This window comes from Caballeronia terrestris (genome assembly GCF_001544515.1).
Lineage (GTDB): Bacteria > Pseudomonadota > Gammaproteobacteria > Burkholderiales > Burkholderiaceae > Caballeronia > Caballeronia terrestris.
Genome location: NZ_FCOL02000009.1, coordinates 80,620 through 93,165, shown reverse-complemented (window position 1 = coordinate 93,165; position 12,546 = coordinate 80,620). Strand labels below are relative to the sequence as shown.

Genomic DNA, 12,546 nt, shown 5'->3' with positions numbered 1-12,546 from the left:
CGGCTTCAGAACCTCAACTTTCTCAGAGAGCGCTCATGAGCTTCAATAACGTACCCCCGGGCAAGGATCTTCCGCAGGATTTCAACGTCATCATCGAAATCCCGGCGCAAAGCGATCCCGTCAAATACGAAGCGGACAAGGACATGGGGCTGCTCGTCGTCGACCGCTTCATCGGCACGGGCATGCGCTATCCGGCCAACTACGGCTTCATCCCGCAGACGCTCTCCGGCGACGGCGACCCCGTCGACGTCCTCGTCATCACGCCGTTTCCGCTGCTGGCGGGCTCGGTCGTGCGCGCCCGCGCGCTCGGCATGCTGCAGATGACCGATGAATCGGGCGTGGATGCGAAGCTCGTCGCGGTGTGCCACGACAAGATCTGCCCGATGACGGCGCACATGAAGACGGTCGACGACGTGCCCGAGTACCTGAAGGACCAGATCAAGCACTTCTTCGAGCAGTACAAGGCGCTCGAGAAAGGCAAGTGGGTGAAGGTCGAAGGCTGGGCGGGCGTCGATGCCGCGCACCAGGAAATCACCGACGGCGTCGCGAACTACAAGAAGTAAGCGGGTTTGAAGAGGCTGCGTGTGGATCGAGCACGCGGCCTTTTCCATGCCTGGAATACTAGCTAGACCTCCGGGTTTTCCTCCGGCTCCGGCACCGGCATCACCGATTCCAGCGTCCGCACTCCCGCGATCAACGCGCGCTTTTCGATCGCGCTCAGCCGCTTGACCCAATACTCCGCGCGCGACGCCTCCGATCTCCCCACTAGCTCGAACGAAGCCAGCACACGCACGGGTTTCCGCGAACGCGTATAACGCGCGCCTTTTCCGCTCGAATGCTTTTCGAAGCGCGCGTCGACATCGGTTGCGATGCCCGTGTAGATGCTGCCATCGGCGCATTCGATCAGGTACAGGAACCACGGCATGGCGTCGTGCGTCGTCTCAAAACGGTGGAAATTGCCGCGCATTATCGCCGAGAGCACCGCTTTCGGGCGAACCAGCGCGACTAGCAAAAGCCAAATAAGCGTTCCCGACACAATCGACGCATTTTTTCGACTTGCGCGAGAATAGCCCCTTTGCGGCGCGCATTTCGTCGACTGCGCGCCGTGCATCGATCATTCAGCGGGGACGGCTCTTGAATCGCGACGTCGAAATACATGTGGTCGAAACGCTCGAAGGTGTCTCCTCCGATGACTGGAACCGCCTCGCCGGCGACAATCCGTTCGTGCGGCACGAGTTTCTATCCGCGCTGAAGGACACGCGCTGCGCGATCGCACGCACCGGCTGGCGCGCGCATCATCTCTTGCTCAAGCGCGGCGGCCAGCTCGCCGGCGCGATGCCGCTCTATTTGAAGTCGCATTCACGCGGCGAATACGTATTCGACCACGCCTGGGCCGACGCCTTCGAGCGCCACGGCATTCGCTATTACCCGAAGGCGCTGTCCGCCGTGCCGTTTTCGCCGGTGACCGGGCCGCGCCTGATCGCCGCGAACCACGCGGACCGCGTGATGCTCGCGCGTGGTGCAATCGAGCTGACGAAGCGGCTGGAACTGTCGTCGCTGCATGTGCTGTTTCCGCAGCAGCAGGATCTCGAAGCGCTGACGGATGCCGGATACATGCTGCGCGAAGGCGTCCAGTTCCACTGGGAGAACCTGCCCGGCGACGGCTACGAGAGCTTCGCCGCCTTCCTCGCGGCGATGAGCCACGACAAGCGCAAGAAGGTGAAGCAGGATCGCCGTCACGTGAGCGAGGCGGGCGTGACCTACACGTGGCTGCGCGGCGCGCAGGTCGACGAGGCGGCGCTCGATTTCTTCTACTCGTGCTACGAGAACACGTATCGCGAGCACTGGAACCCGCCGTATCTCACGCGCGAGTTCTTCGCCGTGATCCACGCGGCGGCGCCCGAAAGCATCCTGCTCGTGATCGCCGAAGCCGATGGCGAGCGCCTTGCGTGCGCGCTCAACATGATCGGCGGCGACGTGATGTATGGGCGATATTGGGGCACGCGCGAGTTCGTGTCGGGGCTGCACTTCGAGACGTGCTACATGCAGGGCATCGAATATTGCATCGAGCACGGGCTTGCTCGCTTCGAGGGCGGCGCGCAGGGGGTGCACAAGATGTCGCGCGGGCTGTTGCCGACGCCGACGTGGTCCGCGCACTGGATCGCCGACCGGCGGTTCGCGCATGCGATCGGCGAGTTTCTCGATGAGGAAACCGCTGCGATGGAACAACACATCGGCGAACTCGAAGCGCACACGCCGTTCAGGAAGAAGACGTGAGACAGTGCGCAGCCCAGGTTGCACCATTATGGATCGACGTCGTAGCCCTCGATTGACGTGATCGATTGCACCTCGTGGTTGAACGAATCGCTGGCTCGATGAAAGCCGTCTAGAATCGAATGCATCTGTCAGAGTTCGACGATACCGACCATCCGAAAGACCACCCGAAACGAGGCTAGCCATGAAACGCATCACCGCAATCATCAAACCGTTCAAGCTCGACGAAGTTCGCGAAGCACTGGCCGAAGTCGGCCTCACGGGTCTGACGGTCACGGAAGTGAAGGGCTTCGGCCGTCAGAAAGGCCACACCGAGCTATATCGCGGCGCGGAATACGTCGTCGATTTCCTGCCGAAGGTGAAGATCGAAGTGGTCGTCGCGAACGACCAGACCGAGCAGGTTATCGATGCGATCGTCGGCGCGGCGCGCACCGGCAAGATCGGCGACGGCAAGATTTTCGTCGCCGACGTCGAGCGCGTCATCCGTATCCGCACCGGTGAGGAAAACGAAGCCGCCGTCTGACTCGGCGCCCTTCGCAGCAGCAAATTCTCGCGGCCCCACGCGTGCACCATTGCGGCGCGCGTGCGGGCCGCATTTCGACGGCGCATGCCTTGCCGTGCCCTCGCATCGCCATCCCGAATTTTTCGAACCCGCCGGCTACTCCAAAAGTCGATGCGGTAACATCGCCGTCTCCGTCAACTTTTTGTAAGGATTTGTGAATGCACCACGCGATCGGCTTTATCCAGGATCTGGCAGTGATCATGGCGATCGCGGGCGTCGTGACGGTGCTTTTTCATCGCTTGAGGCAGCCGGTGGTGCTGGGGTACATCGTCGCGGGCGTGATCATCGGGCCGTATACGCCGCCGTTCCAGCTAATCCACGACGAAGCCACGATCCAGACGCTCGGCGAACTCGGCGTCGTGTTCCTGATGTTTTCGCTCGGGCTTGAATTCAGCCTGCGCAAACTCTTCAAGGTCGGCGCGACGGCGTTTGTCGCGGCGCTTTCCGAGATCGTGCTGATGATCTGGATCGGTTATGAGATCGGCCGCTGGTTCGGCTGGAACTCGATGGATTCGCTGTTTCTCGGCGCCGTGCTCGCCATTTCGTCGACGACTATCATCGTCAAGGCGCTCTCCGAGCTCGGCATGAAGGGCGAGGAGTTCGCGCAGCTCATTTTCGGGATATTGATCGTCGAGGATATTCTCGCGATCGCAATGCTCGTGCTGCTCTCCGGCATCGCGCAGACGGGTTCGGTGAGCGCGGGCGTGGCGTTCGCGACGCTGGGGCAATTGCTGCTTTTCATGACGGTGTCGCTCGTGGTCGGCATCCTGATCGTGCCGCGCGTGCTCGATTACGTCGCGCGCGCGAAAAGCGATGAAATGCTGCTCGTGACCGTGCTCGGCTTCTGCTTCGGCTTTTGCCTGCTGGTCGTGAAGCTCGACTACAGCATCGCGCTCGGCGCGTTTCTGATCGGCGCGATCATGGCAGAAGCGCGCAGCCTGCATCGCATCGAACGGGTGATCGCGCCGGTGCGCGACATGTTCTCCGCGATCTTCTTCGTGACGATCGGCCTGCTGCTGAACCCGACGGTGCTGATCGACTACGCGTGGCCGATCGCCGTCATCACGTTCGCGGTCGTGGTCGGCAAGATCGTGTCGTGCGGGCTCGGCACGTTCCTAGCGGGCAAGGACGGACGCACGTCGATGCGCGTCGGCATGAGCGTCGCGCAGATCGGCGAGTTCTCGTTCATCATCGCGTCGCTCGGGTTGTCGCTGAAGGTGACGAGCGGCTTCCTCTACCCGATCGCGGTCGCCGTCTCGGCGCTCACGACGCTCTTCACGCCCTACCTGATCCGCGCCGCCGATCCGATCACGCTGCGCATCGCCCGCTCGATGCCCGCGCCGATCGCCAACACGTTCGGGCTCTATTCGCAGTGGCTAGCGAGCATCCGCCCGGAGTCCGGCGCGCCGACGATCTTCAGCATGACGCGGCGCATCGTGCTGCAGATCGCGGTGAATCTCGCGCTCGTCGCGGCGATTTTCCTGGGCGCGTCGTATTCCGCGCCGTACGCGACCGAGTATCTGTCGCGCTGGCTGCAGACGAACGATGCACAGCGCGTCGTGCTTTGGAGCGCGGCGCTCGTCGTGTCGATGCCGTTTCTCGTCGCCGTGTATCGCAAGCTTGAATCGCTCGCGCTTTTGCTCGCCGAAGTCAGCGTGCAGCCGGCGAAGGCGGGGCGCTTCACTAGCGCGATCCGCTCGACGATTTCCGGCCTGATTCCGATCGTCGCGATGTTCGGCGTGTTCCTGCTGGTGGCGGCGCTCTCGGGCGCGATCCTGCCGCCGTTCGGCCTGATGATCGCCGTGCTGCTTTGCGCGGCGCTGTTGCTCACGGTATTGTGGCGCTGGTGCGTGAAGATCCACGCGACGATGCAGATCGCGTTGCGCGAGACCTTCGAGGAGCCGCGCGACCACTCGTGATCCTTTCCGATGCGCGATTCATCCGGTTCCGGCAATAATGTGAGCAATTGTTTGACGGTTTGCCGCGTCCGGACCAGAGGCGGATAATCAACTTCTGTCCATTCTCACAGCGCACAAAGCGCCTGAAACGGAATGAGCGAAAATAAAACGCCTGACGCCGGAACACCCGGCGAATCATCTTCCAGCGCGGCTTCGGCATCATCGGCCGGCGCTGACAGCAAAGCCGCTTCGTCCACGACGGCGCCTTCCACTCCCTCGGGAATTCCTGCGGCGGCCGCACCCGGTCCACAGGCGAGCGCCGCCGAGCGCGCATCGACCGACCAGCCCGCGAGCGCATCGAACGTCGAGCCGACCGACAAAGCTGCTGCCCAGCGTGCCGAAGCGCGCGCAGGGCGGGCGTCGGCGGCAAGCGCGACGGCCGCGCAGGAAGCGAGCGTGCGCGCGGGTAACCCGGCGGCGGCGAGGGCGAACCTCGCCGCGAACATTGAAACCGCGACGGAAGCGGAAGCCGCGTTGAAGGCGGAGGAAGTGGAGACGGTCGAATTCCGCACGACGAGCCTGCCTTCCGACTTCACGTCCACGCCGGACATCACCGCGTCGAACCCCCCGCCGATTCCCCCGAACCCGCCGCCCGGCGCGCAGGCGCCGCCCGCGTACCTGAAGCGCACGGATTCGGCGTGGTCTGTATTCGGCCGCGTGATGGCGGCGCGCGCACGCCAGATCTTCGATCGCGCGGGGCAGCGGATCACGCAGCGCACGTTGCGCATCGGCGTATCGGCGCGGATCTTTCACCCGGAGCCGGGCGCGAAGGGCCTGCGCGGCAAGACGCTGCAGTATCTGGAGGAATCGATCGCTCACTGGGTGATGTCGCGCGACGTGCTCGTGTTCATGATTCCGACGGTCGGCCATCAGGGCATGCTGCATCCGAGCAACATCCGTCTTCGCGACTACGCGAAGCATCTCGACGGTCTACTGCTGCAAGGCGGCGCCGATGTCTCGCCGCAGTCGTATGAGGAAGCGGCGACGCGTCCCGAATGGCCCGGCGATCGCGTGCGCGACATGTACGAACTGGAGCTGCTGCACGAGTTCATCGAGTCGGGCAAGCCCGTGCTCGGCGTGTGCCGCGGCTGCCAGTTGATCAACGTCGCGTTCGGCGGGACGCTGTATCAGGACATCGCAACCGATGTCCCGATGGCGGGCGTCCACGTCAACGAGCAGTACGACCAGCATCGCCACTCGATCCGCTTCCCCGACGGCTCGACGCTCGCCAACATGTTCCCTGGACGCCAGGACGCGATCGTCAACTCGATCCACCACCAGGCCGTGCGGACCGTGGGGCGCGATCTGAACATCGAGGCGGTGTCGGCATCGGACGGGATCATCGAGGCGGTGCGGTATCGGCGGGCGCCGTTCGTCGTCGGCGTGCAGTGGCACCCGGAGTTTCATCGGGCGGGCGGGGAGGAACTGCTGGATTGCACGCCGCTGCTCGATACGTTCCTGCGCGTCGCGCGCGAGACGCGGTTCTGATCTTTGCTTTGAAGAACACCGCTTGAAATGCAAAAGGCCCGCTGTCTGACAAGCGGGCCTTTTGCATGGTCTTGTGAAGTCGCTCAGCGTTCCGACGTAACGCCGAGCGACGGCAAACCGGCTTCGTTCTGATGCTGAAGCTGCTCGACTTGCCGTTGCAAATCGCGCAGCTTACGTTCGGCGGAAAGCTTGTCTCCCTGCAGCGCAACCGATTCCACCTGCAACTGCTGCTGACGCTGCGAGACTTCGCTGTCCTGCGCCCGCGCGATCGACAGATCGGCGGAAAGACGCTTCGCCCGATCATCCGATATCGCGATCACGCGTTCGAGCAGCGCCTTCTGCGACTGCAACTGCATCCGACAGATTTCACCGTCGGCGAGGTCGTAGCTCTTGCGCGCGAACTGCGCGCAGGCGCTTTCGGCGCGCGCATCGTCCTGGGTTTTCACGACGCGCCAGAAGCGCTTGTCCTGGAACAGCGCGACGTAATACACCAAATCCTGCGGATAGAAGAAGAACGTCGCGCCATAGCTGCCGTTGTAGGTCGTGCGCAACTCGGTGAGTTGATTCGATTGCACCATCTGCTTCAATTCCGCGACGTTGCCCTGCGCTTGTGAAGCGGCTTCGTCGGCGTCATCGTCGGGGGAGAAAATGTGTTTCGAATTCGACGCGGCGGAGGCGCTTGCCGGAAGCGGCGGGGCGAGCAGTTCGAGTGCGTGCGCGGCGGGCGCGAGCGCCGAGCAAAGGGCAATGGCGACGGCAAGCGTCGCGTGCCGCAATTGAGTGATAGGCGTCATGGAGCGGGGAGCGGAAAAAGTTGGAAAGGCAAATCTGGGCGCGCTCGCAGGCCGGTGCCGCAGGGGCGGGCGCGGGTTGCAAACGCGGGGTGCATCACTTCGTGAAGTCGCCGGGGGCGTCGGTGACGCGCTGCTTCGAGAGCCGCAGGTTGCCGCTCGATGGTTCGACCGCGCTCGACTGGCCGCGCGGCGAGGGGCGCGCGAGGGAACTGTTGTCGTCGAGCGTTGGCGAGTGCTGGAGCATGTTGTACATCTCGGCGACGCTCATGCCGTGTTGAGCGGCTGGGCGTGCGACCGGCGCCTCGGGCTGACGCGCGACCGCGCGAGCCGGACGGCGATACGAAGTGTCCTGTTCGATGACGTCGTCGCCGTCGCGCATCGCGACGAGGCGGTCGTAGCCGGCACCGCGCGTCCGCCCCGCCGATGCCGCCGCGCCGCGCCGCTTGCCGCGCAATTCTTCGACGCCCGACTGACGCGCCGTACGCCGTGCTTTCTTCGCGGCGCGCGTGGTCGTGGGATAGATCTCCTCCGCCGTCGACTTCGTGCGCTGCGCTACCGCGACGGTCTTCACATCGGCTGTCGCGGACTTCGCGACCGCGCCGGTAGTCGCAGCGACGCGCGGAACCGGAGTCGGAGCCGGCTTCGATCGCGCCGCGATATCGACCGGGATCGCCGCGACCGGCTTGGCCGCCGTGACAGTTTTCGCGATCTTCGAAACGACGGGCTCGTTGGCTGCGGGAAACGCGCTCGCCGCAGCAGGGGCGTAGCTCGCCGGCGCGGCGGGCGTTGCCGCTGGCGTCGCGGCCTGCGTGAGTTCGGCTCGTCCGCTTTCGTCCTTGCGCGTCTGCCCGCACCGAACATCAGCCAAGCGAGCAGCCCGACGCTCGCCAGCGCGATCGCGCCGCCCACGAGCTTCCTGTTGACCTGCCGCCTGACCGGTGCAACCACGCGAGGTCCGTCCGAATCCGCTTCGAACGGCTCGAACGGCGCCGTCGCCTTCGACGCAGCCGCCGACGTGATCGCTGCCGCCGTCGCGCGTGGCATGAACGCCTCGAACTCCGTGCGCGACAGCTTGTTCCACAGATTGGATGGCGCGTAGGCATACGGCGAATCGCGCAACGTCAGCGCGCTGACGTAGGCCGTCAGGAGTTTCGCGGCGTAGAACGGAACCTCGTACTCCGAGAACGCGGGGCGCGCGTGCGCTGACGCCCATTCGCGACCGAAGGTCACGGCCTGATTGGCAAGCGGATACAAGGTAGGTAAAAGCAAGTCGCCTTGCACGTCGATCATGGGAGCGGTCATGGGTCTTCTCTGTTTCCGGATTCACGCGTCGGGGCTGCTCGTGGCGAGCAGCCTGCCCGTAAAAGTCACCTGACGAACCGCCAGACAACGGGTACCAGATGCGGAAAAAGCACCCTGACCGGCGATGAAAGCAACCCGCGATCATACGGAGCAAGGAAGTCGAAAACGATCAGAACCCTCCGAGTTATGCATCGGATCGGCAGCCAGGCTTGACAAAGCTTGGAAAAGACAGTAGTGCCAACAAGTGCGTCTAATCGAGCTCGTAGGAATACACGAGGGAAACCAGATCGATGCCGCCCATGTGGTCGTATTCGCGCGCAGCGAAGCGCCATCCGCGCGATTCATAGAAGCCGATCGCGGGCCGATTGTCTTCCAGCACCAACAAGTGCAGGCGACTCGCGCCGCGCTCGCGCGCCCACGCCTTCGCGGCATCGAGCATCGCGCTGCCGGCGCCCGTACCGCGATAACCCGGCAGCGCGTGCAGGTTGTCGACGAGAACGCTGCCGCTCGCGTCCGGATTCGCGAGACAGACGAAGCCGACCGGCACCGCGTCCAGTTCGGCGATCAGCGCGATTCCTTCGCCCGCTTCGAGTTCCACCATGCGCTTTTCCCAATGTGCCACGCGTTCGATGGGCGCTTCTTTGTCGAGGAAATCGTCGGGGAGGATGCCGCGATACGCCGCCGCCCAGCTTTCTGTGTGCATTCGCGCGATGAGCTTCGTGTCCGCGCGCGTCGCCTTGCGTAACCGTAAGATGGGTTGGTGTTCCGTATGGCCGAAGATAGGCATATGTAAGATGACGTTCTTATCAGGATGAGCGAAATTAGACGACGTTCGCAGCGACGTATTTCGCCGTCACGAGTTAATATTGAGCACTTCGCGGCTTGCGAAAACCGACGGAAACACCCCTGTTCCGGCGCCGCATCGGACTTGCCGATGCTTGCCGCCGGGTTTTATCGAGAGAGTCATGTCCACGTCACACCCCGTTCTCCCCAACGAATCGAAGTTCAAGACGGTCTTTCGCGTCGTCAGTGGCAATTTTCTTGAGATGTACGACTTCATGGTCTACGGCTACTACGCCTCGGCCATCGCCAAGACCTATTTTCCCAGCGGCAACGAATTCGCCTCGCTGATGCTCGCGCTCTCCGTGTTCGGCGCCGGCTTCCTGATGCGACCCGTCGGCGCGATCGTGCTCGGCGCCTATATCGACCACCACGGTCGGCGCAAGGGCCTCATTCTCACGCTTACATTGATGGCGATCGGCACGGCGTGCGTCGCGCTCGTGCCGGGCTACGCGACCATCGGTGCGCTCGCACCGATCATCGTGCTCGGCGGGCGCTTGCTGCAAGGCTTCTCGGCGGGTGTCGAACTCGGCGGCGTGTCGGTTTATCTCTCCGAGATCGCGACTAAGGGCAACAAGGGCTTCTATTGCTCGTGGCAGTCCGGCAGCCAGCAAGTGGCCGTGGTGTTCGCGGCGCTGATCGGCGTGATCATGAACCGGTGGCTCCCCGCCGACCAGATGAGCGCGTGGGGCTGGCGCGTGCCGTTCCTGATCGGCTGCCTGATCGTGCCGTTTCTCTTCATTATTCGCCGGTCGCTGCGCGAAACCGATGAATTCCTCGCGCGGAAACACCGTCCGGACATGCGCGAGGTCGCGAAATCGATGGTGCAGAACTGGAACATCGTCATCGCCGGCATGGGCATGGTGATCATGACGACCGTCTCGTTCTACATGATCACCGCCTATACGCCGACGTTCGGCAAGGAAGTGCTGAAGATGTCGGCGATCGACACGCTCGTCGTGACGGTGTGCGTCGGCTTGTCGAACCTCGTGTGGCTGCCGGTGATGGGCGCGCTGTCCGACCGCATCGGCCGCCGGCCCGTGTTGCTCTTTTTCACGATTCTCACGATCGTGACGTCGTATCCGGCAGTGCAGTGGCTGGTCGCGGACCCGTCGTTCCTGCGGCTTCTTGGCGTCGAGTTGTGGCTCTCGTTCCTGTACGGCAGCTACAACGGCGCGATGGTCGTGGCGCTGACCGAAGTGATGCCGGTCGATGTCCGCACAACGGGCTTTTCGATGGCCTACAGCCTCGCGACGACGATCGGCGGATTTACGCCCGCGATCTCCACTTACCTGATTCACTCGACGGGCAACAAGGCAGCTCCGGGCCTGTGGATGGGACTCGCCGCGGTCTGCGGCCTGATCGCGACGCTCGTGCTGTATCGCTCGCCTGAGGCGCGGAATCAGTACAAGACGGCCTGACGTCGCAGGTCGCAGAAACAAACCCCTCGCTCTGAAAAAGACGAGGGGTTTGTTTCTAGGCTTTGCGCACCGCTGCGGCCACCTTGTCCACGACATCCGCCCACGCACCCGGCTCAGGCTGCCGGTAAAGCCGCGCCGTCGGATACCACGCGCTCGACGGCGCATCGATGCCCCAGCGCCAGTCGGCGGCGTGCGGCAGCATCAGCCAGAGCGGCCTGCCGAGCGCGCCCGCCAGATGCGCCACCGACGTATCCACCGACACCACGCCATCCAGCCGATCAACGATCGCGCCGGTATCGGCGAAGTTTTCGAGACGGCCGTCCAGGCGATGGATCGACTTCGAGAACGGATGCGCGGCGAGCGCGGCGCGTTCTTCACTCGTCAGCACAGGCTGCAAAGCGATCCAGTCGATGCCTTCGATCGCGAAGAGCGGATCGAGCAGGGCGAGCGGGATCGAGCGCGTTTCGCCGGGCTGCAGCCGCCCCGACCACGCGATGCCGATCCGGCGCTTCGCGTGCCCGCCGATCGACCCGCGCCACTTGCGCCGGTATGCCGCCGGGATCACGAGATAAGGCGTGCGCGCGGGCATCGCGTCCTGCGTCGTCATGCCGAGTGCGAGCGGCAGGCTCAGGAGCGGACAGAAGGCGTCGGCTTTCGGCGTGGCGTCGGCGGCGCTCGTCAGTTCGACGCGCGCTGCACGCGCCGCTGGTTCCAGCAGCGGCAAAAGCGCCGGCTGCACCTGCAGCACGACGCGGCCCGCAAGCTTCGCGGCGTAAGGCGCGAAGCGGACGAACTGCAGCGTGTCACCGAAACCCTGTTCCGCGCGCACGAGGAGCGTGCGGCCGGGCATCGGCTCGCCGCTCCAGCGCGGCACCGGCGGCGTCTTGGCCGCGCCGGGCGTCGCGAGCCGCGCTTCGTATGCGGCGAGGCCACGCGCGTAATCGCCGAGCGAGAGAAGAGCCAGCGCGCGATTCAGTTGCGCAGCGGGTTCGCCGGGCGCGAGGCGAAGCGCCTGATCGAACGCGCGGATCGCCGCCTGATGCGCGCCGAGCGCGAGATGCGCGTTCCCGAGACCTAGCCACGCGACCCCATATTTCGGATCCAGCCCGACCGCGCGCTCGAACTGCGGCAGCGCTTCCTTCTGACGGCCGAGCGTCGCGAGCGCGTGCCCGAGGCCGAAATGCGCGGGCGCGAACTGCGGATGCATGCGGATCGTCTTTTCGAGCACGTCGACGGCTTCCGCCGGCCGGCCGGTCGCATCGAGCAGATTGCCGAGGTTGAAATGCGCGGCGACGTAGTTCGGCTCGACCTCGATCGCGATGCGGAACTGCTCGATCGCGCCGTCGATGTCGCCGAGTGCGTTCAGCGCCATTCCGAGGTTGTTGTGCGCGCCGGCGTGTCCTGGACGGATCGCGAGCGCGCGGCGGAACGCCTTCACGGCATCGTCGAAACGGCGCAGCGCCGAAAGTGCGTTGCCGAAGTTGTTCCATGTCGGGGCGTCGTTCGGCTGCAGGCGCAGGGCTTTCTCAAAGGCGTCGGCGGCGTCTTCGTGGCGGCCGACTGCGGTGTACGCGTTTCCGAGGTTGTACTGCGCGAGCGGAAAGCCGGGCTGCAGCGTGAGCGCGTTGCGAAATCGCTCGATGGCGTCGTCGATGCGGCCGAGCGCCTTCAGCGCGTTGCCGAGGTTGAGCTGCAGGCCGGCGTCCGTCGGACGCAGGTCCACCGCGCGACGCACAAGGGCAGCCGCTTCCGCGTGCTGCCCTTGCTGGTGGCGCAGCACGCCGAGCAGATGCAGGGCGTCGACGTGTCGAGGTTCGGCGGCGAGCGCGGCTTGATAGTCGCGTTCCGCTTCGGTCAGGCGGCCGTCACGATGGGCCGCGAAACCGCGGGCGAATACAGTGTCCATG

The 12,546-nt window shown here is 64.4% G+C and carries 12 protein-coding genes; 7 read left to right on the top strand and 5 right to left on the bottom strand.

Annotated elements, in window-relative coordinates:
• The first annotated feature begins 35 nt into the window (after window positions 1–35).
• Window positions 36–563 (top strand): inorganic diphosphatase, encoded by a 528-nt coding sequence (gene ppa / locus AWB67_RS10650; RefSeq protein ID WP_087656284.1) that lies wholly within the window; start codon window positions 36–38, stop codon window positions 561–563.
• Between the two features lie 62 nt (window positions 564–625).
• Here ppa and AWB67_RS10645 read toward each other — a convergent pair whose 3' ends face one another.
• Window positions 626–925, bottom strand: coding sequence for a GIY-YIG nuclease family protein (locus AWB67_RS10645; protein WP_087656283.1), 300 nt, complete (start codon window positions 923–925; stop codon window positions 626–628).
• 209 nt (window positions 926–1,134) lie between these two features.
• Here AWB67_RS10645 and AWB67_RS10640 point away from each other — a divergent pair, with 209 nt between their 5' ends.
• The 4 genes from AWB67_RS10640 to AWB67_RS10625 all read left to right on the top strand — a co-directional run bounded on the left by AWB67_RS10640 (window position 1,135) and on the right by AWB67_RS10625 (window position 6,282).
• On the top strand, window positions 1,135–2,277 hold the full coding sequence (locus tag AWB67_RS10640) for a GNAT family N-acetyltransferase (protein WP_087656282.1): 1,143 nt from the start codon (window positions 1,135–1,137) through the stop codon (window positions 2,275–2,277).
• Window positions 2,278–2,458: 181 nt separating this feature from the next.
• Entirely contained in the window at window positions 2,459–2,797 is a 339-nt protein-coding gene (gene glnK, locus AWB67_RS10635) for a P-II family nitrogen regulator (RefSeq protein WP_087656205.1), read from the top strand.
• A 197-nt stretch (window positions 2,798–2,994) separates the two neighbouring features.
• Window positions 2,995–4,755, top strand: a complete 1,761-nt coding sequence (locus AWB67_RS10630) for a cation:proton antiporter (RefSeq protein WP_087656204.1) — start codon at window positions 2,995–2,997, stop codon at window positions 4,753–4,755.
• 132 nt (window positions 4,756–4,887) lie between these two features.
• Window positions 4,888–6,282, top strand: coding sequence for a gamma-glutamyl-gamma-aminobutyrate hydrolase family protein (locus AWB67_RS10625; protein WP_087656203.1), 1,395 nt, complete (start codon window positions 4,888–4,890; stop codon window positions 6,280–6,282).
• 83 nt (window positions 6,283–6,365) lie between these two features.
• Here the strand turns inward: AWB67_RS10625 and AWB67_RS10620 are convergent, their stop codons facing one another.
• Both AWB67_RS10620 and AWB67_RS10615 read right to left on the bottom strand, forming a co-directional pair.
• Window positions 6,366–7,076 (bottom strand): DUF2968 domain-containing protein, encoded by a 711-nt coding sequence (locus AWB67_RS10620; RefSeq protein ID WP_087656202.1) that lies wholly within the window; start codon window positions 7,074–7,076, stop codon window positions 6,366–6,368.
• 94 nt (window positions 7,077–7,170) lie between these two features.
• Entirely contained in the window at window positions 7,171–7,944 is a 774-nt protein-coding gene (locus AWB67_RS10615) for a hypothetical protein (protein WP_087656201.1), read from the bottom strand.
• A 51-nt stretch (window positions 7,945–7,995) separates the two neighbouring features.
• On the opposite strand from AWB67_RS10615, the gene AWB67_RS10610 reads away from it, so the two are divergent.
• Window positions 7,996–8,175: a hypothetical protein gene (locus tag AWB67_RS10610; RefSeq protein ID WP_087656200.1), complete on the top strand. Its 180-nt coding sequence runs from the start codon at window positions 7,996–7,998 to the stop codon at window positions 8,173–8,175.
• Between the two features lie 453 nt (window positions 8,176–8,628).
• Here the strand turns inward: AWB67_RS10610 and AWB67_RS10605 are convergent, their stop codons facing one another.
• A complete protein-coding gene (locus AWB67_RS10605) occupies window positions 8,629–9,081 on the bottom strand; it encodes a GNAT family N-acetyltransferase (protein ID WP_235025101.1) in 453 nt (150 codons plus the stop codon).
• Between the two features lie 262 nt (window positions 9,082–9,343).
• Between AWB67_RS10605 and AWB67_RS10600 the strand changes: the two genes are divergently transcribed.
• Complete coding sequence (locus tag AWB67_RS10600) at window positions 9,344–10,639, top strand: MFS transporter (protein ID WP_087656198.1); 1,296 nt, start codon at window positions 9,344–9,346, stop codon at window positions 10,637–10,639.
• A 55-nt stretch (window positions 10,640–10,694) separates the two neighbouring features.
• Here AWB67_RS10600 and AWB67_RS10595 read toward each other — a convergent pair whose 3' ends face one another.
• Window positions 10,695–12,545 (bottom strand): tetratricopeptide repeat protein, encoded by a 1,851-nt coding sequence (locus AWB67_RS10595; protein WP_087656281.1) that lies wholly within the window; start codon window positions 12,543–12,545, stop codon window positions 10,695–10,697.
• Window position 12,546 lies beyond the last annotated feature (1 nt).